General features: G+C 52.5%; 19 protein-coding genes. 17 read left to right on the top strand and 2 right to left on the bottom strand.

What is annotated here, in order from left to right; genetic code table 11:
- Positions 1 to 188: 188 nt before the first annotated feature.
- Positions 189 to 2,057, bottom strand: coding sequence for a low affinity potassium transporter Kup (gene kup / locus C2U53_RS09905; protein WP_042998762.1), 1,869 nt, complete (start codon positions 2,055 to 2,057; stop codon positions 189 to 191).
- 219 nt (positions 2,058 to 2,276) lie between these two features.
- Here kup and ravA point away from each other — a divergent pair, with 219 nt between their 5' ends.
- Together ravA and viaA are read left to right on the top strand one after the other, a co-directional pair.
- Positions 2,277 to 3,773 (top strand): ATPase RavA, encoded by a 1,497-nt coding sequence (ravA, locus tag C2U53_RS09895; protein ID WP_104445859.1) that lies wholly within the window; start codon positions 2,277 to 2,279, stop codon positions 3,771 to 3,773.
- Positions 3,767 to 5,218 (top strand): ATPase RavA stimulator ViaA, encoded by a 1,452-nt coding sequence (gene viaA, locus C2U53_RS09890; protein WP_042998760.1) that lies wholly within the window; start codon positions 3,767 to 3,769, stop codon positions 5,216 to 5,218. The genes ravA and viaA overlap by 7 nt, the downstream gene beginning before the upstream one ends.
- Positions 5,219 to 5,220: 2 nt before the next feature.
- On the opposite strand, the gene asnA is transcribed toward viaA, so the two are convergent.
- A complete protein-coding gene (gene asnA, locus C2U53_RS09885; protein WP_104445858.1) occupies positions 5,221 to 6,213 on the bottom strand; it encodes an aspartate--ammonia ligase in 993 nt (330 codons plus the stop codon).
- Between the two features lie 150 nt (positions 6,214 to 6,363).
- On the opposite strand from asnA, the gene asnC reads away from it, so the two are divergent.
- The 15 genes from asnC to glmS all read left to right on the top strand — a co-directional run bounded on the left by asnC (position 6,364) and on the right by glmS (position 21,564).
- A complete protein-coding gene (gene asnC, locus C2U53_RS09880) occupies positions 6,364 to 6,822 on the top strand; it encodes a transcriptional regulator AsnC (protein ID WP_042323573.1) in 459 nt (152 codons plus the stop codon).
- 88 nt (positions 6,823 to 6,910) lie between these two features.
- Complete coding sequence (mioC, locus tag C2U53_RS09875) at positions 6,911 to 7,354, top strand: FMN-binding protein MioC (protein ID WP_104445857.1); 444 nt, start codon at positions 6,911 to 6,913, stop codon at positions 7,352 to 7,354.
- 379 nt (positions 7,355 to 7,733) lie between these two features.
- On the top strand, positions 7,734 to 9,623 hold the full coding sequence (mnmG, locus tag C2U53_RS09870; RefSeq protein WP_104445856.1) for a tRNA uridine-5-carboxymethylaminomethyl(34) synthesis enzyme MnmG: 1,890 nt from the start codon (positions 7,734 to 7,736) through the stop codon (positions 9,621 to 9,623).
- Positions 9,624 to 9,687: 64 nt separating this feature from the next.
- The gene (gene rsmG / locus C2U53_RS09865; protein ID WP_042998756.1) at positions 9,688 to 10,311 is read left to right on the top strand and encodes a 16S rRNA (guanine(527)-N(7))-methyltransferase RsmG; all 624 of its coding nucleotides are present in this window, start codon (positions 9,688 to 9,690) and stop codon (positions 10,309 to 10,311) included.
- A 616-nt stretch (positions 10,312 to 10,927) separates the two neighbouring features.
- Positions 10,928 to 11,308 carry a F0F1 ATP synthase subunit I gene (gene atpI / locus C2U53_RS09860; protein ID WP_042323565.1) on the top strand — a complete coding sequence of 127 codons (381 nt, stop codon included), beginning with the start codon at positions 10,928 to 10,930 and terminating at the stop codon, positions 11,306 to 11,308.
- Positions 11,309 to 11,316: 8 nt separating this feature from the next.
- Entirely contained in the window at positions 11,317 to 12,132 is an 816-nt protein-coding gene (gene atpB / locus C2U53_RS09855; protein WP_042998755.1) for a F0F1 ATP synthase subunit A, read from the top strand.
- Between the two features lie 46 nt (positions 12,133 to 12,178).
- The gene (gene atpE, locus C2U53_RS09850; RefSeq protein WP_000429386.1) at positions 12,179 to 12,418 is read left to right on the top strand and encodes a F0F1 ATP synthase subunit C; all 240 of its coding nucleotides are present in this window, start codon (positions 12,179 to 12,181) and stop codon (positions 12,416 to 12,418) included.
- Between the two features lie 59 nt (positions 12,419 to 12,477).
- A complete protein-coding gene (atpF, locus tag C2U53_RS09845; RefSeq protein ID WP_003827022.1) occupies positions 12,478 to 12,948 on the top strand; it encodes a F0F1 ATP synthase subunit B in 471 nt (156 codons plus the stop codon).
- A gap of 14 nt (positions 12,949 to 12,962) precedes the next feature.
- Complete coding sequence (gene atpH, locus C2U53_RS09840) at positions 12,963 to 13,496, top strand: F0F1 ATP synthase subunit delta (protein ID WP_042998754.1); 534 nt, start codon at positions 12,963 to 12,965, stop codon at positions 13,494 to 13,496.
- Between the two features lie 12 nt (positions 13,497 to 13,508).
- Positions 13,509 to 15,050: a F0F1 ATP synthase subunit alpha gene (gene atpA, locus C2U53_RS09835; RefSeq protein WP_042998753.1), complete on the top strand. Its 1,542-nt coding sequence runs from the start codon at positions 13,509 to 13,511 to the stop codon at positions 15,048 to 15,050.
- A 50-nt stretch (positions 15,051 to 15,100) separates the two neighbouring features.
- A complete protein-coding gene (atpG, locus tag C2U53_RS09830; RefSeq protein ID WP_005121458.1) occupies positions 15,101 to 15,964 on the top strand; it encodes a F0F1 ATP synthase subunit gamma in 864 nt (287 codons plus the stop codon).
- Positions 15,965 to 15,990: 26 nt separating this feature from the next.
- Complete coding sequence (gene atpD / locus C2U53_RS09825) at positions 15,991 to 17,373, top strand: F0F1 ATP synthase subunit beta (protein WP_003023806.1); 1,383 nt, start codon at positions 15,991 to 15,993, stop codon at positions 17,371 to 17,373.
- Positions 17,374 to 17,393: 20 nt separating this feature from the next.
- Positions 17,394 to 17,813 carry a F0F1 ATP synthase subunit epsilon gene (locus C2U53_RS09820; protein WP_003023809.1) on the top strand — a complete coding sequence of 140 codons (420 nt, stop codon included), beginning with the start codon at positions 17,394 to 17,396 and terminating at the stop codon, positions 17,811 to 17,813.
- Between the two features lie 313 nt (positions 17,814 to 18,126).
- Positions 18,127 to 19,497 (top strand): bifunctional UDP-N-acetylglucosamine diphosphorylase/glucosamine-1-phosphate N-acetyltransferase GlmU, encoded by a 1,371-nt coding sequence (glmU, locus tag C2U53_RS09815; protein ID WP_104445855.1) that lies wholly within the window; start codon positions 18,127 to 18,129, stop codon positions 19,495 to 19,497.
- Between the two features lie 237 nt (positions 19,498 to 19,734).
- A complete protein-coding gene (glmS, locus tag C2U53_RS09810; RefSeq protein ID WP_044256178.1) occupies positions 19,735 to 21,564 on the top strand; it encodes a glutamine--fructose-6-phosphate transaminase (isomerizing) in 1,830 nt (609 codons plus the stop codon).
- Positions 21,565 to 21,593: the final 29 nt, after the last annotated feature.

Raw genomic sequence — 21,593 nt, 5'->3', positions numbered from 1 at the left:
TCCACTAGCGAAACGTTTCGCTGGTATTGAGTGTAGTCTGAGAAGTGAGCAAATAACCATCATTACGTAACAGATTTGTGATCACCGTCGAAACGTTTCGCTAAGTGAAATGGCAAGAGAGACAAAGCAGAGCTGGACGGGAAGAAAAATGCCGGGCAAGCGTTGCGCTGCCAGGCTGAATGAGCACGTTAAATCTCGACCTGTGTCCCCAGTTCAATCACGCGGTTAGGCGGGATCTCAAACTGGTCAGGCGCGCGCAGCGCGTTACGCTGGAGAAGCAGATACAGCTTGCCACGCAGACGCAAATACCAGGGGCGTTTGCCGACGATTAACGACTCGTGCGACATAAAGAACGACGTTTCCATCATCCGGCAGCTCAACCCTTCCAGACCGCAGCGATGGAAGACTTCTTCAACATTCGGCGTTTCACGCCAGCCATAGCTGGCAACGACGCGCCAGAAGGTTGGCGACAGCTGTTCAATCTGCACACGACGGACGTTATGCACGTACGGCGCATCTTCAGTCCGCAGCGTCAGCAGGATCACTCGCTCATGCAATACCTTGTTGTGCTTGAGATTGTGCATCAGAGCAAAGGGGATCACATTCAGCGCGCGAGACATATATACCGCAGTTCCTGGTACGCGTACCGGCGGGGATTTCTCCAGCGAGGCAATCATCGCTTCCAGAGAATTACCGTGCTCGTGCATACGACGCAGCAGGCGGAAACGTTCGCTCTTCCAGGTGGTCATGATGGTGAACATCACCAGACCCAGCGATAACGGTAACCAACCACCAGACAGCAGTTTGTCGAGGTTTGCCGAGAACAATGGAATATCAATACACAGAAACGCGACGAGAATCAGCGCCACGAAGTACTTATTCCAGTGCCAGTTTTTACGCGCCACGGTGGTTGAGAGAATCGAGGTCAGCACCATCGTGCCGGTCACGGCAATCCCATACGCCGCCGCCAGGTTACTGGAGTGTTCGAAGCTGACAATCACAATGACCACTGCGATATAAAGCATCCAGTTGACGAACGGAATGTAGATCTGTCCGGACTCCATTTCTGACGTATGAATGATACGCATGGGCGACAGATATCCCAGGCGAACCGCCTGACGCGTCAGCGAAAAGACGCCTGAAATCACCGCCTGAGAGGCGATCACCGTCGCCAGCGCCGCAATGATCAGCAGCGGAATCAACGCCCAGTCCGGCGCCAACAAGAAGAACGGGTTTTTAATCGCTTCCGGATGCTTTAACAGCAGCGCGCCCTGACCAAAGTAGTTGAGCACCAGCGAAGGCAGTACCACGGTGAACCACGCCAGGCGGATGGGGAACTTACCAAAGTGCCCCATATCGGCATACAGCGCTTCGACACCGGTAATCGACAGAACCACCGCGCCAAGCGCAACAAAGGAGACGGTTTTATATTCCAGAAAGAAATGCACCGCCCACATCGGGTTCAACGCCTGCAGCACTTCGGGGTTGGCAATAATGCTGCGCAGGCCAAGCACGGCCAGAATCAAAAACCAGGCCAGCATGATAGGCGCAAATAACTTCCCCACCATCCCGGTACCGTGCTTCTGAATCATAAACAGCAGCGTCAGGACGATTATCGACAGCGGGACAATCCAGGTATCCAGTTGCGGCGCAACGATCTCCAGACCCTCAATGGCCGACATCACCGAGATGGCCGGGGTGATCACCACCTCACCATAAAAGAAGCTGCCGCCGATTAAGCCCATGATGACCAGCATAGAGGTCGTTCGCGCGGAGGTATTACGCCCCGCCAGCGACATCAGCGTCAGGATCCCCCCTTCACCAGCGTTATCAGCACGCATGACGAAAGTCAGATACTTAATCGAAACAACAAAGATGAGTAGCCAGAAAATCAGCGACAAAAAACCAAAAACGGCATCACGTTCAACGCCAAAACCAAACTGACCGGACAAACATTCACGAAGTGTATAAAGTGGGCTGGTACCAATATCACCGTAGACAACCCCAATGGCTGCGAGGGTAATCGCAGACAATGATTGCTTATTATCAGTGCTCATAGACTAGTCTTTCATATATAAAGAAATGTGTGCGTAGTCCCTTGGCCCACAAAAAGCGCACAGTATGCACGATTCCAAGCAAAATCGTACCCCTAAATGAGACCAGATTAACCTGGCTCAAAGAAAAATAAACAGCCTCCCGAACAAGTTCAGCCTGTGAACCGAAACGTCTATACTCGCTGTTAACGCAGTACATTTATGAAAGGACGCCACTCTATTATGGCTCACCCACATTTATTAGCGGAAAGAATTTCCCGCCTGAGCAGCGCGCTGGAAAAAGGTCTCTATGAGCGCAGTCACGCCATTCGGCTTTGCCTGCTGGCCGCCCTGAGCGGCGAAAGCGTTTTCTTACTTGGCCCTCCAGGGATCGCCAAAAGCCTGATTGCCCGTCGGCTGAAATTTGCCTTCCAGAATGCGCGGGCGTTTGAATATCTGATGACGCGTTTTTCCACGCCGGAAGAGGTTTTTGGCCCACTCTCTATTCAGGCACTTAAAGATGAAGGTCGTTACGAACGCTTAACCGCCGGTTATCTTCCCGAAGCGGAAATCGTCTTTCTCGATGAAATCTGGAAAGCGGGTCCGGCAATCCTCAATACCCTGCTGACTGCGATTAACGAACGTCACTTTCGCAACGGCGCGCACGAAGAAAAAATCCCTATGCGTCTGCTGGTGGCCGCCTCCAACGAACTACCGGAAGCAGACAGCAGTCTGGAAGCGCTGTACGACCGTATGCTGATCCGTCTGTGGCTGGACAAAGTGCAGGACAAAGCTAACTTTCGCTCCTTGCTGGTAAGCCAACAGGACGAAAGCGAAAACCCGGTTCCCGCCTCACTACAGGTGAGCGATGAAGAGTATTACCGCTGGCAGAAAGACATTGGCGCAATTACGCTGCCCGATCATGTTTTTGAGCTGATTTTTACGCTGCGCCAGCAGTTGGATAATCTGCCGAATGCGCCTTACGTCTCAGACCGTCGCTGGAAAAAAGCGATTCGTCTGTTACAGGCCAGCGCCTTCTTTAGCGGGCGTGACGCCGTTGCCCCTATCGATCTCATTCTGCTAAAGGACTGCCTGTGGTACGACGCCCAGAGCCTGAACCTGATGCAGCAACAGCTCGAAATATTGATGACCGGACACGCCTGGCAACAGCAAACCATGCTGACGCGCCTCGGCGGTATCGTCCAGCAACGCATTCAGTTGCAGCAGCAACAAAGCGATAAAACCAGGTTTACCGTGCTGCGTCAGGGGGGCATGTTCAGCCGTCGTCCGCATTACGATTTGCCCGCTGAGGTCACTGCGACAACTCTGACGCTACTTCTGCAAAAACCCTTGAAATTGCATGATATGGAAGTGATCCACATCGCTTTTGATCGCAGCGCGCTGGAGCAATGGCTGGCGAAAGGGGGCGAGATCCGCGGTAAACTCAACGGGATCGGGTTTGCTCAGACGCTGAATATGGAAGTCGATAGCGCCCAGCATCTGGTTGTGCGCGATGTGAGTCTACAGGGCACGCGCCTGGCGCTTCCTGGTTCTTCGGAAGAAGCCATGCCCGGCGAAATCAAGCAGCAGCTGGAGGCGCTGGAAAACGACTGGCGCCAGCAGCATACCCGCTTTAGCGAACAGCAAAAGTGCCTGTTTATTCATAGCGACTGGTTAGGTCGTATTGAGGCCAGCCTTCAGGATGTCGGTGAGCAGATCCGTCAGGCGCAACAATGCTGACACTGGATACACTCAATGTCATGTTAGCCGTCAGTGAAGAGGGGATGATCGAAGAGATGATCCTCGCGCTGCTGGCCTCGCCACAGCTGGCGGTCTTTTTTGAAAAATTTCCCCGTCTGAAAGCGGCAATCACGGACGATCTACCGCGCTGGCGCGAAGCGCTTCGTCGGCGGCTTAAAGATGCACGCGTACCGCCTGAGCTGACGGAAGAGGTGATGTGCTACCAGCAGAGCCAACTTCTCTCTACCGCGCAGTTCATCGTCCAGCTTCCGCAAATATTGACGCTATTACACCGGCTGCACTCGCCGTATGCCGGACAGGCGCAGCAACTGGTGGACAGCAACACGATATTCACCCCCGCTCTGCATACGCTCTTTTTACAGCGTTGGCGCTTAAGTCTGTTGGTGCAGACCACGACACTGAATCAGCAATTGCTTGAAGAAGAGCGTGAGCAGTTACTGAGTGAAGTTCAGGAACGAATGACCCTGAGCGGGCAACTGGATCCGGTTCTGGCAGAAAACGAAACCGCCGCAGGCCGCCTGTGGGATATGAGCGCCGGTCAGCTCAGACGCGGTGATTATCAGTTGATCGTGAAGTATGGTGATTTTCTGCGCGAACAGCCGGAGTTGATGCGACTGGCAGAGCAACTGGGGCGTTCCAGAGAAGCCAAATCCGTTCCGCGAAAAGATGCGCCGATGGAGACCTTTCGCACGCTGGTGCGCGAGCCCGCCACGGTGCCTGAGCAGGTTGATGGTATTCAGCAAAGTGACGATATTCTGCGTCTGTTGCCACCGGAACTGGCCACGCTCGGCATAACAGAACTGGAATATGAGTTCTACCGGCGGCTGGTGGAAAAACAACTGCTCACTTATCGTCTGCACGGTGAAGCCTGGCGCGAGAAGGTCACTGAACGACCGGTGATTCATCAGGATTTCGATGAACAGCCGCGCGGGCCGTTCATTGTGTGCGTTGACACCTCCGGCTCAATGGGGGGCTTTAATGAACAGTGCGCAAAGGCCTTTTGCCTGGCCCTGATGCGCATTGCCCTTGCCGATAACCGTCGTTGCTTCATCATGCTGTTTTCCACCGAAGTGGTGCGCTATGAGCTTTCCGGCCAACAAGGCATTGAGCAGGCTATCCGCTTTCTGAGCCAACGCTTTCGCGGCGGTACGGATATCGCCAGCTGTTTTCGCGCCATTATTGAACGCATGCAGGGACGAGAGTGGTTTGATGCCGATGCGGTGGTGATTTCAGATTTTATCGCCCAGCGGTTGCCTGACGAAGTGGTGAGTAAAGTCGGAGAGCTGCAGCGGGTTCATCAACATCGCTTTCACGCGGTGGCGATGTCAGCACATGGCAAACCCGGCATCATGCGCATTTTCGATCATATCTGGCGCTTTGATACCGGGATGCGAAGCCGCCTGCTCAGACGCTGGCGGCGATAAGATTACAGCAGCGAAGCAACGCTTTCTCGGACCTGTGCAGGCCATACGCCGCACTGAACCTGACCAATGTGCGGCAGTTGCAGCAGCAGCATGGTTAAGCGCGACTGACCAATGCCGCCGCCAATAGTCTGCGGCATTTCACCGCGCAGCAGCGCCTGGTGCCATTCCAGACTCAGACGATCTTCATCACCGGTAAGCTTAAGCTGATGTTTCAGCGCGTCGGCATCGACACGGATGCCCATGGAAGAGAGTTCAAACGCATCTTCCAGCACCGGGTTCCAGACCAGAATATCGCCGTTCAGACCGGCATACCCCAACTCGGATGCGGAACTCCAGTCATCATAGTCCGGCGCACGAACGTCATGGCGGTGGCCATCGCTGAGCTTACCGCCGATCCCCACCAGGAAGACCGCGCCAAACTCTTTGGCGATCGCACGTTCACGACCTTTTGCATCAAGACCCGGATAACGGCTCAGTAATTCCTGGCTGTGAACAAAGTGGATCTGCTCTGGCAGGAACGGTGCCAGACAAAATTCTTTGCTTACCGCTGCTTCGGTCGCTTTAATTCCCGCCCAGATAGCCTCTACCGTGCTTTTCAGAGTGGAGAACTGACGCTCACCGTCGCCCATCACGCGTTCCCAGTCCCACTGATCGACATACACTGAGTGGAGCGGGGAGAGACGATCTTCATCCGGGCGCAGGGCTTTCATGTGCGTGTAGAGCCCTTCGCCAGCGCTGAAGTCGTGTTGTCCCAGTGTTTGACGCTTCCACTTCGCCAGCGAATGAACCACTTCGAACTGGGCATCTGGCAGCGCTTTCACTTTCACCTGCACCGCTTTTTCACAGCCCGACAAGTTATCCTGCGTGCCATCCCCTACACGGCTGAGGATCGGTGCCTGGACTTCAATCAGACCCAGACGCTCCTCCAGTTGACGAGAGAAGTGAGATTTCACGAAGCTAATTTGGCGTTGTTTGGCAATGTAAGCGGTTTTCATTTTTTTACTCCTGCGTCCTGTTGCCTATGATTAAGCAACAAAATGGGGGTGATATTCAATAATCAACAAATAAAAAGCCGCATTCAATTTTGATTCATTAAAATTAACCGCTAAAATAGAGTGAATCATTAATACACATAAGAAAAAATTATGGAAAATTATCAGATCGACAATCTGGACCGCGGCATTCTTGATGCCTTAATGGAAAATGCCCGTACCGCCTACGCCGAACTGGCAAAACAGTTTGGCGTCAGTCCGGGGACCATTCACGTGCGTGTGGAGAAAATGAAACAGGCGGGGATCATCACCGGTGCGCGCATTGACGTCAGCCCGAAGCAACTCGGTTATGACGTCGGCTGCTTTATCGGCATCATTCTCAAAAGCGCCAAAGACTATCCTTCGGCATTGGCCAGGCTGGAAAGCCTGGATGAAGTCACTGAGGCGTATTACACCACCGGCCACTACAGCATCTTTATTAAGGTCATGTGCCGGTCGATCGATGCGCTCCAGCATGTACTTATCAACAAGATCCAAACAATTGATGAAATTCAGTCCACCGAGACACTGATCGTCCTGCAAAACCCGATTATGCGTACCATCAAGCCGTGATCGCCTTTTTTAATCCCACATTTTTCCACAGGTAGATCCCAGCTCACTCACAGCGTACAATAGCCCTTCTTTAACAGGATGGGCTCGTATGGCTGACATAACTCTTATTAGCGGCAGCACCCTCGGCGGCGCTGAATATGTTGCAGAACACCTGGCTGAAAAGCTGGAAGATGCCGGTTTTTCTACTGAAACCCTGCACGGCCCGCTGTTAGAGGATCTTTCTGCCTCCGGGATCTGGTTGGTCATTAGCTCCACGCACGGTGCGGGAGACATTCCGGATAACCTTGTTCCTTTATATGAAGATCTTCAATCGCAAAAACCAGATCTGTCGCAGGTTCGTTTCGGCGCGATCGGTATAGGCAGTCGCGAGTATGACACCTTCTGTGGCGCTATCGAGAAGATCGAAGCTGAACTGAAGCATTCCGGAGCCAGACAGATCGGCGAAACGCTGAAGATCAATATCCTTGAACACGATATTCCGGAAGATCCGGCAGAAGCCTGGCTGGGATCCTGGATTAATTTAATCAAATAAGTGTAAAGATCGTGCGATCGTGTGTGGATAACTCTGTCAGGAACCTTGGATCAACCAGTAGTTATCCAAAGAATAACCATTGTTCAGTTTTTGAGTTGTGTATAACCCTTCATTCTGATCCCAGCTTATACGGACCAGGATCACCGATCATTCACAGCTAATGATCCTTACCAAGGTATTGATCTTAATACCGGGATCCGGCTTATCCACAGCCAATGGCGATCCTAATAAGAGATCACAATAGAACAGATCTCTAAATAAAAAGATCTTCTTTTTAATAGCCAGGATCCCGGGGTCTTTCTCAAGCCGACAAAGTTGAGTAGAATCCACCGCCCGGGCTTCAATCCATTTTCACACCGCGTTATGCGAGGCAATTACCATGTTTTATCCGGATCCTTTTGACGTCATCATCATTGGCGGGGGTCATGCAGGCACTGAGGCCGCGATGGCCGCAGCGCGTATGGGTCAACAAACCCTGCTTTTGACACACAATATCGACACGCTGGGGCAGATGAGCTGCAACCCGGCGATTGGCGGTATTGGGAAGGGACACCTGGTAAAAGAAGTGGATGCGCTCGGCGGGCTGATGGCACAAGCAATCGACCAGGCAGGTATCCAGTTTAGGATACTAAACGCGAGCAAAGGACCGGCGGTTCGCGCTACCCGTGCTCAGGCGGATCGTGTGCTGTACCGTCAGGCGGTGCGTACCGCGCTGGAGAACCAACCCAACCTGATGATCTTCCAGCAGGCGGTTGAAGATCTGATTGTTGAAAACGATCGTGTCGTTGGCGCAGTGACCCAGATGGGGCTGAAATTCCGCGCTAAAGCGGTAGTGTTGACCGTTGGAACTTTCCTTGACGGCAAAATTCATATTGGTCTGGATAATTACAGTGGTGGCCGTGCTGGCGATCCGCCATCCATTCCGCTCTCTCGCCGTCTGCGCGAACTGCCGCTGCGCGTAAGCCGTCTTAAAACCGGCACCCCGCCGCGTATCGATGCACGCACGATTAATTTCAGCGTGCTGGCGCAGCAGCATGGCGACAACCCAATGCCGGTCTTCTCGTTCATGGGCAATGCTGCCCAGCACCCACAACAGGTGCCGTGCTATATCACGCATACCAACGAGAAAACCCATGACGTGATCCGTAATAACCTCGATCGTAGCCCGATGTATGCAGGCGTGATCGAAGGCATCGGGCCACGTTACTGCCCGTCGATCGAAGATAAAGTGATGCGCTTTGCCGATCGTAACCAGCACCAGATCTTCCTGGAGCCGGAAGGGCTTACCTCAAATGAAATTTACCCGAACGGGATCTCCACCAGCCTGCCTTTCGACGTGCAGATGCAGATTGTCCGCTCAATGGAAGGGATGGAGAACGCGAAAATCGTCCGTCCGGGTTATGCCATTGAGTATGACTTTTTCGACCCGCGCGACCTGAAACCGACGCTGGAAAGCAAATTTATCCAGGGCCTGTTCTTCGCCGGACAAATTAACGGTACCACCGGCTACGAAGAGGCTGCTGCCCAGGGCCTGCTTGCAGGGCTCAATGCCGCGCGTCTGTCCGCAGACAAAGAGGGGTGGGCACCGGCACGTTCTCAGGCCTATCTCGGCGTACTGGTCGACGACCTGTGCACGCTGGGCACCAAAGAACCGTACCGCATGTTTACCTCGCGTGCCGAATACCGTCTGATGCTGCGCGAAGACAACGCCGATCTGCGTCTGACCGAAATGGGGCGTGAACTGGGGCTGGTGGATGACGTGCGTTGGGCTCGCTTCAACGAGAAGCTGGAGAACATCGAACGCGAACGCCAGCGCCTGAAATCTACCTGGGTGACGCCTGCGGCGGAATCGGCCAACGAAGTGAATGCTCACCTTACTGCGCCGCTGTCTCGTGAAGCCAGTGGTGAAGATCTGCTGCGTCGTCCGGAAATGACCTATGCACAGCTCACGACCCTGACGCCGTTTGCCCCCGCACTGGAAGACGCGCAGGCTGCTGAGCAGGTTGAAATCCAGGTGAAGTACGAAGGTTATATCGCTCGTCAGCAGGATGAGATTGAAAAACAGCAGCGCAATGAAAACACGCTGCTGCCTGCCACGCTGGATTACCGCCAGGTATCTGGCCTGTCGAATGAAGTGATTGCCAAGCTAAACGATCACAAGCCGGTTTCGATCGGCCAGGCATCGCGCATCTCTGGCGTCACGCCTGCCGCTATCTCCATTCTGCTGGTGTGGCTGAAAAAACAGGGTATGCTGCGCCGCAGCGCTTAATGTGTTGAACGTTGCCCGGTGGCGCATTGCTTACCGGGCAAATTAGTTAAAACAGGTAATCACCGTGCTCAACAAACTCTCACGCCTGCTGGCAGACGCCGGCATTTCGCTTACTGATCACCAGAAAAATCAGCTGATTGCGTATGTTGAAATGCTGCACAAATGGAACAAAGCGTACAACCTGACCTCTGTGCGGGATCCCAACGAGATGCTGGTTCGTCACATTCTCGACAGTATTATCGTGGCACCGCATTTGCAGGGTGAGCGTTTTATTGATGTCGGTACCGGACCGGGGTTGCCGGGCATTCCGTTGTCCATTGTGCGTCCGCAAGCGCATTTCACCCTGCTCGACAGTCTGGGTAAACGCGTGCGTTTCCTGCGTCAGGTCCAGCATGAGCTGAAGCTGGCTAACATCACGCCAGTGCAAAGTCGTGTGGAAGAATTTCCCGCAGAGCCACCGTTTGATGGCGTGATCAGCCGGGCGTTCGCTTCACTCAATGACATGGTGAGCTGGTGTCACCACCTTCCGGGCGAGAAGGGCTGTTTTTATGCGCTGAAAGGCCAGCTACCGGAAGACGAGATAGCGTCGCTTCCTCCTGCGTTTTGTGTTGAATCGGTAGTTAAACTGCAGGTTCCGCATCTGGAAGGTGAGCGCCATCTGGTGGTGATTAAGCCAAACAAAATTTAATATTTATCAAAAAAAATAGAGAAAAATCGGTCTTTTTATTGTTAAAACACTGAGACATTTTTGCCGATATAAGTCGTCACACTTAACGCCACATTTACTGTCTATTATCAACAGGGCAACGTGGCTTTTTTGGCTAAAGACAAAATTAGTCAACACTGAAAATATCAGGCTGCTAAAAATCCAGGCGTAGAATCACTCTCGAGTGTTGAATTTTTATTAAAAATGTCAATGGTTGGTTTTTGAGATGTAATCGGTCGTTTTTAAAAGAGTGAGTGATTTTAGGCTTAAATATCAGAAAGTTGAAAAGGCATCATTTGCCAAGTAAATAAATACCGTCGGGGCGAATATGCTCAATATGTGATCTGAAGCACGCTTTAACACCAGTGTTTACGCGCTATTTGCAGTTTTGCATGATCGTTCACAGTTTGGCTAAAAGTCATAAATGTGGGCCAGGGAAAAATATTTAAACATTTATTCACCTTTTAGCTACTTATTGTTTGAAATCACGAGGGCGCACCGTATAATTTGACCGCTTTTTGATGCTTGACTCTAAGCCTCAAAGAACGTTTTATACGACACGCGGCATACCTCGAAGGGAGCAGGAGTTAAAAACGTGATGTCTGTGTCGCTCTTGAGTCGAAACGTTGCTCGTAAGCTTCTGTTCATTCAGTTTCTGGCGGTAGTAGCAAGTGGATTGCTGTTCAGCCTCAAAGACCTCTTCTGGGGCACTTCCGCAATATGCGGAGGTATGGCAGTCTTTCTGCCTAACGTGTTGTTTATGATATTTGCCTGGCGTCACCAGGCGCATACACCTGCTAAAGGCCGAGTGGCCTGGACGTTCGCCTTCGGCGAAGCCTTCAAGGTGTTAGCGATGCTGATTTTGCTGGTGGTGGCGCTGGCGGTTTTCAAGGCGGTATTTTTGCCGCTGATCGTTACGTGGGTTTTGGTGCTGGTGGTTCAGATACTGGCGCCGGCTGTAATTAACAACAAAGGGTAAAAGGCATCATGGCTTCAGAAAATATGACGCCGCAGGATTACATAGGACACCATCTGAACAACCTTCAGTTGGACCTGCGTACATTCTCGCTGGTGGATCCGCATAACCCCCCAGCCACCTTCTGGACGCTCAATATTGACTCCATGTTTTTCTCGGTGGTGCTGGGTCTGTTGTTCCTGGCTTTGTTCCGCAGCGTGGCCAAAAAGGCGACCAGCGGCGTACCAGGCAAGTTTCAGACCGCGATTGAGCTGATAATCGGCTTTGTGCATGGTAGCGTGAAAGACATGTACCATGGCAAAAGCAAGCTGATTGCACCACTGGCCCTGACGATCTTCGTCTGGGTATTCCTGATGAACCTGATGGACTTACTGCCAATCGACTTGCTGCCGTACATCGGCGAGCATATCTTCGGTCTGCCTGCACTGCGCGTGGTTCCGTCTGCTGACGTGAACGTTACCCTGTCCATGGCGCTCGGCGTATTTATCCTCATTCTGTTCTACAGCATCAAAATGAAAGGCATCGGTGGCTTCGCGAAAGAGTTGACGCTGCAGCCGTTCAATCACTGGGCGTTCATCCCTGTCAACTTAATCCTTGAAGGGGTAAGTCTGCTGTCTAAACCGGTTTCTCTCGGTCTGCGACTGTTCGGCAACATGTATGCCGGTGAGCTGATTTTCATTCTGATTGCTGGTCTGTTGCCGTGGTGGTCACAGTGGATCCTGAATGTGCCGTGGGCCATTTTCCACATCCTGATTATTACGCTGCAAGCCTTCATCTTCATGGTTCTGACGATCGTCTATCTGTCGATGGCGTCTGAAGAGCATTAATTTACCAACACTACTACGTTTTAACTGAAACAAACTGGAGACTGTCATGGAAAACCTGAATATGGATCTGCTGTACATGGCTGCCGCTGTGATGATGGGTCTGGCGGCAATCGGTGCTGCGATCGGTATCGGCATCCTCGGGGGTAAATTCCTGGAAGGCGCAGCGCGTCAACCTGATCTGATTCCTCTGCTGCGTACTCAGTTCTTTATCGTTATGGGTCTGGTGGATGCTATCCCGATGATCGCTGTAGGTCTGGGTCTGTACGTGATGTTCGCTGTCGCGTAGTAAGCGTTGCTTGAATTAAGAGCAATATCAGAACGTTAACTAGATAGAGGCATTGTGCTGTGAATCTTAACGCAACAATCCTCGGCCAGGCCATCGCGTTTGTCCTGTTTGTTCTGTTCTGCATGAAGTATGTATGGCCGCCGTTAATGGCTGCCATCGAGAAGCGTCAAAAAGAAATTGCTGACGGTCTTGCTTCTGCTGAACGCGCACACAAGGATCTTGACCTTGCAAAGGCCAGCGCGACCGACCAGCTGAAAAAAGCGAAGGCGGAAGCTCAGGTAATCATCGAGCAGGCGAACAAACGTCGCGCTCAGATCCTGGACGAAGCCAAAACGGAAGCAGAACAGGAACGTACTAAAATCGTGGCCCAGGCGCAGGCGGAAATTGATGCCGAGCGTAAACGTGCCCGTGAAGAGCTGCGTAAGCAAGTTGCTATCCTGGCTGTTGCTGGCGCCGAGAAGATCATCGAACGTTCCGTGGATGAAGCTGCTAACAGCGACATCGTGGATAAACTTGTCGCTGAACTGTAAGGAGGGAGGGGCTGATGTCTGAATTTGTTACGGTAGCTCGCCCCTACGCCAAAGCAGCTTTTGACTTTGCCGTCGAACACCAAAGTGTAGAGCGCTGGCAGGACATGCTGGCGTTTGCCGCCGAGGTGACTAAGAACGAACAAATGGCAGAGCTTCTCTCTGGCGCACTGGCGCCGGAAACGCTCGCCGGGTCGTTTATCGCAGTTTGCGGTGAGCAACTGGACGAAAACGGTCAGAACCTGATTAAGGTGATGGCTGAGAATAACCGTCTGAACGCGCTCCCGGATGTTCTTGAGCAGTTTATTCACCTGCGTGCCGCGAGTGAGTCTATCTCTGAGGTAGAAGTCACTTCCGCGAACGAACTGAGTGAAGAACAGCTTGCGAAGATTAGCGCTGCGATGGAAAAACGTCTGTCACGCAAAGTTAAGCTGAATTGCAAAATCGATAAGTCTGTAATGGCGGGCGTAATCATCCGTGCGGGTGATATGGTCATTGATGGCAGCGTACGCGGCCGTCTTGAACGTCTTGCAGACGTCTTGCAGTCTTAAGGGGACTGGAGCATGCAACTGAATTCCACCGAAATCAGCGAACTGATCAAGCAGCGCATTGCTCAGTTCAATGTTGTGAGTGAAGCTCACAACGAAGGTACTATTGTTTCTGTAAGTGACGGTGTTATCCGCATTCACGGCCTGGCCGATTGTATGCAGGGTGAGATGATTTCCCTGCCGGGTAACCGTTACGCTATCGCACTGAACCTGGAGCGCGACTCCGTGGGTGCAGTGGTGATGGGTCCATACGCTGACCTCGCCGAAGGTATGAAGGTTAAGTGTACGGGTCGTATTCTGGAAGTTCCGGTTGGCCGTGGCCTGCTGGGCCGTGTGGTTAACACACTGGGTTCTCCGATTGACGGTAAAGGTCCGGTTGATAACGATGGCTTCTCGCCAATCGAAGTTATCGCACCAGGCGTAATTGAACGTCAGTCCGTCGATCAGCCGGTGCAGACTGGTTATAAATCCGTTGATGCCATGATCCCAATCGGTCGTGGTCAGCGTGAATTGATCATCGGTGACCGTCAGACCGGTAAAACCGCGATGGCAATCGATGCCATCATCAACCAGCGTGATTCCGGCATTAAATGTGTGTACGTGGCTATCGGCCAGAAAGCGTCCACCATTTCTAACGTGGTTCGTAAACTGGAAGAACACGGCGCCCTGTCTAACACCATCGTTGTGGTAGCGACCGCGTCTGAATCTGCCGCACTGCAATACCTAGCGCCGTATGCTGGTTGCGCAATGGGCGAATACTTCCGTGATCGCGGTGAAGATGCGCTGATCGTTTATGATGACCTGTCTAAACAGGCTGTTGCTTACCGTCAGGTTTCCCTGCTGCTCCGTCGTCCGCCAGGACGTGAAGCATTCCCGGGCGACGTGTTCTACCTCCACTCCCGTCTGCTGGAGCGCGCATCCCGCGTTAACGCGGAATACGTTGAGAACTTCACCAAGGGTGAAGTGAAAGGTAAAACCGGCTCCCTGACCGCTCTGCCGATTATCGAAACCCAGGCGGGTGACGTTTCTGCGTTCGTTCCGACCAACGTAATTTCTATTACCGATGGTCAGATCTTCCTGGAAACTAACCTGTTCAACTCCGGTATTCGTCCGGCGGTTAACCCGGGTATCTCTGTATCTCGTGTAGGTGGTGCTGCTCAGACCAAGATTATCAAGAAACTGTCCGGTGGTATCCGTACCGCGCTGGCACAGTATCGTGAACTGGCTGCGTTCTCTCAGTTCGCATCCGATCTGGACGAAGCAACCCGTAAACAGCTGAGCCACGGTCAGAAAGTGACCGAGCTGCTGAAGCAGAAACAGTATGCCCCTATGTCTGTAGCACAACAGGGTGTGGTTCTGTTCGCGGCTGAACGCGGTTACCTCGAAGATGTGGAACTGGCGAAAATCGGTAGCTTCGAAGCCGCTCTGCTGGCTTATGTCGACCGTGACCATGCTCCGCTGATGCAAGAAATCAACCAGACTGGTAACTATAACGACGAAATCGAAGGCAAGCTGAAAGCTATCCTCGATTCCTTCAAAGCAACCCAGTCCTGGTAACGTCTGGCGGCTTGTCTTAGGACAGGCCGCAAGGCATTGAGGAGAAGCTCATGGCCGGCGCAAAAGAGATACGTAGTAAGATCGCAAGCGTCCAGAACACGCAGAAGATCACTAAAGCGATGGAGATGGTCGCCGCTTCCAAAATGCGTAAATCGCAGGATCGCATGGCGGCCAGCCGTCCTTATGCAGAGACCATGCGCAAAGTGATTGGTCACCTTGCGAATGGTAATCTGGAATATAAGCACCCGTACCTGGAAGAACGCGACGTTAAACGCGTGGGCTACCTGGTGGTGTCGACTGACCGTGGTCTGTGCGGTGGCTTGAACATTAACCTGTTCAAAAAGCTGCTGGCGGATATGAAAACATGGTCCGATAAAGGCGTTCAGTGCGACATCGCAATGATCGGCTCTAAGGGCGTGTCTTTCTTTAATTCCGTTGGCGGTAATGTGGTTGCGCAGGTAACCGGTATGGGGGATAACCCTTCCCTGTCCGAACTGATCGGTCCGGTTAAAGTGATGCTGCAGGCTTACGATGAAGGTCGTCTGGACAGACTGTACGTTGTCAGTAACAAATTTATCAACACCATGTCTCAGGTTCCGACGCTGACTCAACTGCTGCCATTACCGGCATCAGAAGATGAAGAGTTAAAACAAAAAGCCTGGGATTACCTGTATGAACCTGATCCGAAACCGCTGCTGGATACCCTGCTGCGTCGTTACGTTGAATCTCAGGTTTATCAGGGCGTGGTAGAAAACCTGGCCAGCGAGCAGGCCGCACGTATGGTGGCGATGAAAGCCGCGACCGACAATGGCGGCAGCCTGATTAAAGAGCTGCAGTTGGTATACAACAAAGCTCGTCAGGCCAGCATTACTCAGGAACTCACCGAGATCGTCGGTGGTGCATCCGCGGTATAACCAGGTTAATTCGTAGAGGATTCAAGATGGCTACTGGAAAAATTGTCCAGGTAATCGGCGCCGTGGTTGACGTCGAATTCCCTCAGGATGCCGTACCGCGCGTGTACGATGCTCTTGAGGTTATGAATGGTAAAGAGAGTCTGGTGCTGGAAGTTCAGCAGCAGCTCGGCGGCGGTATCGTACGTACCATCGCAATGGGTTCTTCCGACGGTCTGCGTCGTGGTCTGGAAGTCAAAGACCTCGAGCATCCGATCGAAGTCCCGGTAGGTAAAGCAACCCTGGGTCGTATCATGAACGTCCTGGGTCACCCGATCGACATGAAAGGCGATATCGGTGAAGAAGAGCGTTGGGCTATCCACCGCGCAGCACCGTCCTATGAAGAGCTGTCCAGCTCTCAGGAACTGCTGGAAACCGGTATCAAAGTTATCGACCTGATGTGTCCGTTCGCGAAGGGCGGTAAAGTCGGTCTGTTCGGTGGTGCGGGTGTAGGTAAAACCGTAAACATGATGGAGCTTATCCGTAACATCGCGATCGAGCACTCCGGTTACTCCGTGTTTGCGGGCGTAGGTGAACGTACTCGTGAGGGTAACGACTTCTACCACGAAATGACCGACTCCAACGTTCTGGATAAAGTATCCCTGGTATATGGCCAGATGAACGAGCCGCCGGGAAACCGTCTGCGCGTTGCACTGACCGGTCTGACCATGGCAGAGAAATTCCGTGACGAAGGTCGTGACGTACTGCTGTTCGTCGATAACATCTATCGTTACACCCTGGCCGGTACGGAAGTTTCCGCACTGCTGGGTCGTATGCCATCAGCGGTAGGTTACCAGCCGACCCTGGCGGAAGAGATGGGTGTTCTGCAGGAACGTATCACTTCTACCAAAACCGGTTCTATCACTTCCGTTCAGGCGGTATACGTACCTGCGGATGACTTGACTGACCCGTCGCCAGCCACCACCTTTGCTCACTTAGATGCAACCGTGGTACTGAGCCGTCAGATCGCGTCTCTGGGTATCTACCCGGCCGTTGACCCGCTGGATTCTACAAGCCGTCAGTTGGATCCACTGGTGGTTGGCCAGGAACACTACGATACCGCGCGTGGCGTACAGTCCCTGCTGCAACGTTATCAGGAACTGAAAGACATCATCGCCATCCTGGGTATGGATGAACTGTCTGAAGAAGACAAACTGGTGGTAGCACGCGCGCGTAAGATCCAGCGCTTCCTGTCCCAGCCGTTCTTCGTTGCGGAAGTATTCACCGGTTCTCCGGGTAAATACGTTTCCCTGAAAGACACCATCCGTGGCTTTAAAGGCATCATGGAAGGCGAGTATGACCACCTGCCAGAGCAGGCGTTCTACATGGTTGGTTCTATCGACGAAGCCGTAGAAAAAGCCAAAAAACTTTAACGCCTTAATCGGAGGGTGATATGGCAATGACTTACCACCTGGACGTCGTCAGCGCAGAGCAACAAATGTTCTCTGGTCTGGTCGAGAAAATCCAGGTAACGGGTAGTGAAGGTGAACTGGGTATTTTCCCAGGGCACGCCCCACTGCTCACCGCCATTAAGCCTGGTATGATCCGCATCGTTAAACAGTTCGGTCATGAAGAGTTTATCTATCTGTCTGGCGGCATTCTTGAAGTGCAACCTGGCAGCGTGACCGTACTGGCTGATACCGCGATTCGCGGGCAGGATCTCGATGAAGCGAGAGCCCTGGAAGCGAAACGTAAGGCTGAAGAGCACATTAAGAGCTCTCATGGTGACGTGGATTACGCTCAGGCATCTGCGGAACTGGCCAAAGCGATCGCGAAACTGCGCGTTATCGAGTTGACCAAAAAAGCGATGTAACACCGGGTTGAAAAAATGAAAACCAGTCTGATTTCAGGCTGGTTTTTTTTTGTCTGTCATTAATGTGCTGTTTGCGTCATCTTTCTTTAGGGATCAAAAAAAGAGCAAAAACATTAGCCTGGCGCGTTAATCGCGATATCAGGTGACATTTCAGAAGACAAAAGTCGCAGCAATGGACGAAAATGTCTCTATCTTCGTTGGGGAAAATTCGCGATTGTGCGTTTTATCCTCTGCCCATTTCACGACGAAAAAAATGTAGTATTTTCAACGTGAAACGGTATAAATTCGTTCTCAAATTACAGTCAGGACGCGTATGTTGAATAAAGCGATGAGCGTAGTGATCCTTGCCGCAGGCAAAGGCACACGTATGTATTCCGATCTTCCAAAAGTGCTGCACACCCTTGCCGGGAAATCGATGGTTCAGCATGTCATTGATGTAGCAAATGAATTAGGCTCATCTCAGGTTCATCTGGTCTACGGGCACGGCGGCGATCTGCTTAAAAAGAGCCTGAAAGAAGACAACCTTAACTGGGTGTTACAGGCGGAGCAGCTGGGCACCGGCCATGCGATGCAGCAGGCAGCGCCGTTCTTTGGCAATGATGAAGACATTTTAATGCTCTACGGTGATGTCCCACTGATCTCCGTTGAAACCCTGACTCGCCTGCGTGAAGCTAAACCCCAGGGCGGCATCGGTTTGTTGACCGTCGTGCTGGACGATCCGAGCGGCTATGGTCGCATCACCCGTGAAAACGGCAAAGTGACCGGCATCGTTGAGCATAAAGATGCCAGCGAGGAACAGCGCAGGATTCAGGAGATCAACACCGGGATCCTGATTGCCAATGGCGCGGACATGAAACGCTGGCTGTCTAAACTGACCAATAACAACGCGCAGGGTGAATACTACATCACTGACATCATTGCGATGGCCTACCAGGAAGGGCGGGAGATTGCGGCGGTACATCCGGCGCGTATTAGCGAAACTGAAGGGGTAAATAACCGTCTTCAGCTCTCCCGCCTGGAGCGTGTTTACCAGTCCGAGCAGGCAGAAAAACTGCTGCTGGCGGGCGTGATGCTGCGCGATCCGGCGCGTTTTGACCTGCGCGGAACGCTCGTTCACGGGCGAGATGTTGAAATTGATACTAACGTTATCATCGAAGGTCAGGTCACGTTGGGCCATCGCGTGAAGATTGGCGCGGGCTGCGTCATTAAAAACAGCGTTATTGGTGATGACTGTGAAATCAGCCCGTACAGCGTAGTGGAAGATGCCCATCTGGACGCGGCCTGCACCATTGGACCCTTTGCTCGTCTGCGCCCTGGTGCGCAACTGATGGAAGGTGCTCACGTCGGTAACTTCGTCGAGATGAAGAAAGCGCGTCTCGGCAAAGGTTCAAAAGCCGGTCACCTGACCTATCTGGGTGATGCGGAAATTGGCGACAACGTGAACATTGGCGCAGGCACCATTACCTGCAACTACGACGGCGCGAACAAGTTTAAAACCATTATTGGCGACGATGTGTTTGTCGGATCCGATACTCAGCTGGTGGCGCCGGTGACCGTAGGCCATGGGGCAACCATCGCTGCCGGGACCACCGTCACCCGTAACGTGGCTGATAATGAGTTGGTCATCAGCCGTGTTCCGCAGGTGAATAAGCAGGGCTGGAAACGCCCGGTGAAGAAAAAGTAGATATTTTTGCCGGATGGCGCTTTCGCTTATCCGGTCTACGTTCAGTGATGTTTTGTTGGCCGGATAAGGCGTTGCCTGCATCAGGCCAACCCGGGTGAGGAAATAAAAATATATTTCCCCCCAGCAGTACCTATAAAAATAACCCCACTCTCTACAAGGCTCGGGGCGCCCGAAAATACGGGCATACAGGTCGAAAGACAACGACAGGCATAATGCCTTGATTCGGAATAAAAAACTATGTGTGGAATTGTTGGCGCTATCGCGCAACGTGATGTAGCTGAAATCCTTCTCGAAGGTTTACGTCGTCTGGAATACCGTGGTTACGACTCTGCGGGTCTGGCCGTGGTAGATGCAGAAGGTCATATGACCCGTCTGCGTCGTCTGGGTAAAGTACAGATGCTGTCTCAGGCTGCGGAAGAACATCCGCTGCATGGCGGTACTGGTATTGCTCACACCCGTTGGGCTACGCATGGCGAACCTTCAGAAGCAAACGCGCATCCGCATGTTTCTGAACACATTGTGGTGGTGCATAACGGCATCATCGAAAACCATGAACCACTGCGTGAAGAACTTAAAGCGCGTGGCTATACCTTCGTTTCAGAAACCGACACCGAAGTAATTGCTCACTTAGTGCACTGGGAGCTGAAACAGGGCGGTACGCTGCGTGATGCTGTGCTGCGTACCATCCCGCAACTGCGCGGCGCGTACGGTACGGTAATCATGGATACCCGTCATCCAGATACGTTGCTGGCTGCACGTTCAGGTAGCCCGCTGGTTATCGGTCTGGGAATGGGCGAAAACTTTATCGCCTCCGATCAGTTGGCGCTGCTGCCGGTGACCCGTCGCTTTATCTTCCTGGAAGAAGGCGATATTGCGGAAGTGACTCGCCGTTCCGTCGCGATTTTTGATAAAACTGGCGCGGACGTGAAGCGTCAGGATATCGAATCTAATCTGCAATATGACGCGGGTGATAAAGGTATCTATCGCCACTACATGCAGAAAGAGATTTACGAACAACCGAATGCGATTAAAAACACTCTGACCGGGCGCATCAGCCACGGCGAAGTGGATTTAAGCGAACTTGGGCCAAAAGCTAACGAGCTGTTGTCTCAGGTTGAGCATATCCAGATCATCGCGTGTGGCACGTCTTACAACTCCGGGATGGTTTCTCGCTACTGGTTTGAATCTTTGGCCGGTATTCCGTGCGACGTCGAAATCGCTTCTGAATTCCGCTACCGCAAATCAGCAGTACGCCGTAATAGCCTTATGATCACGCTGTCTCAGTCGGGTGAAACGGCGGATACGCTGGCAGGCCTGCGTTTGTCGAAAGAACTGGGCTATCTGGGTTCACTCGCCATCTGTAACGTTCCGGGGTCTTCTCTGGTACGTGAATCGGATTTGGCGATGATGACCAATGCCGGCACGGAAATCGGCGTGGCGTCGACGAAAGCCTTTACCACTCAGTTAACCGTTCTGCTGATGCTGGTGGCGAAACTGGCGCGTCTGAAAGGTCTGGATGCGTCCATTGAGCATGATATTGTTCATGGCCTGCAGGCGCTGCCGAGCCGTATCGAGCAAATGCTCTCTCAGGACAAACGCATTGAAGCGTTGGCTGAAGATTTCTCTGACAAACACCATGCCCTGTTCCTGGGCCGTGGCGATCAGTATCCGATCGCTCTCGAAGGCGCGTTGAAGCTGAAAGAGATCTCCTATATACACGCAGAAGCCTATGCGGCAGGTGAGCTGAAACACGGCCCGCTGGCGCTGATTGATGCCGATATGCCGGTTATCGTTGTTGCACCAAACAACGAACTGCTGGAAAAACTGAAGTCCAACATTGAAGAAGTGCGCGCCCGTGGCGGTCAGCTGTATGTCTTCGCCGATCAGGACGCCGGTTTTGCCAGCAGCGACAATATGCACATCATTGAGATGCCGCATGTGGAAGAGGTGATTGCACCGATCTTCTATACCGTACCGCTGCAACTGCTGGCTTATCACGTGGCGCTGATTAAAGGTACCGACGTGGATCAGCCGCGTAACCTAGCAAAATCAGTTACCGTCGAGTAAAACGCTCATGCCCTGCGAAAGCGGGGCAT

It is taken from the genome of Citrobacter sp. CFNIH10 (assembly GCF_002934585.1).
GTDB classification, from domain to species: domain Bacteria; phylum Pseudomonadota; class Gammaproteobacteria; order Enterobacterales; family Enterobacteriaceae; genus Citrobacter_A; species Citrobacter_A amalonaticus.
The sequence above is the reverse complement of the archived record's forward strand: the minus strand, read 5'-3'. Positions and strand labels throughout refer to the sequence as shown.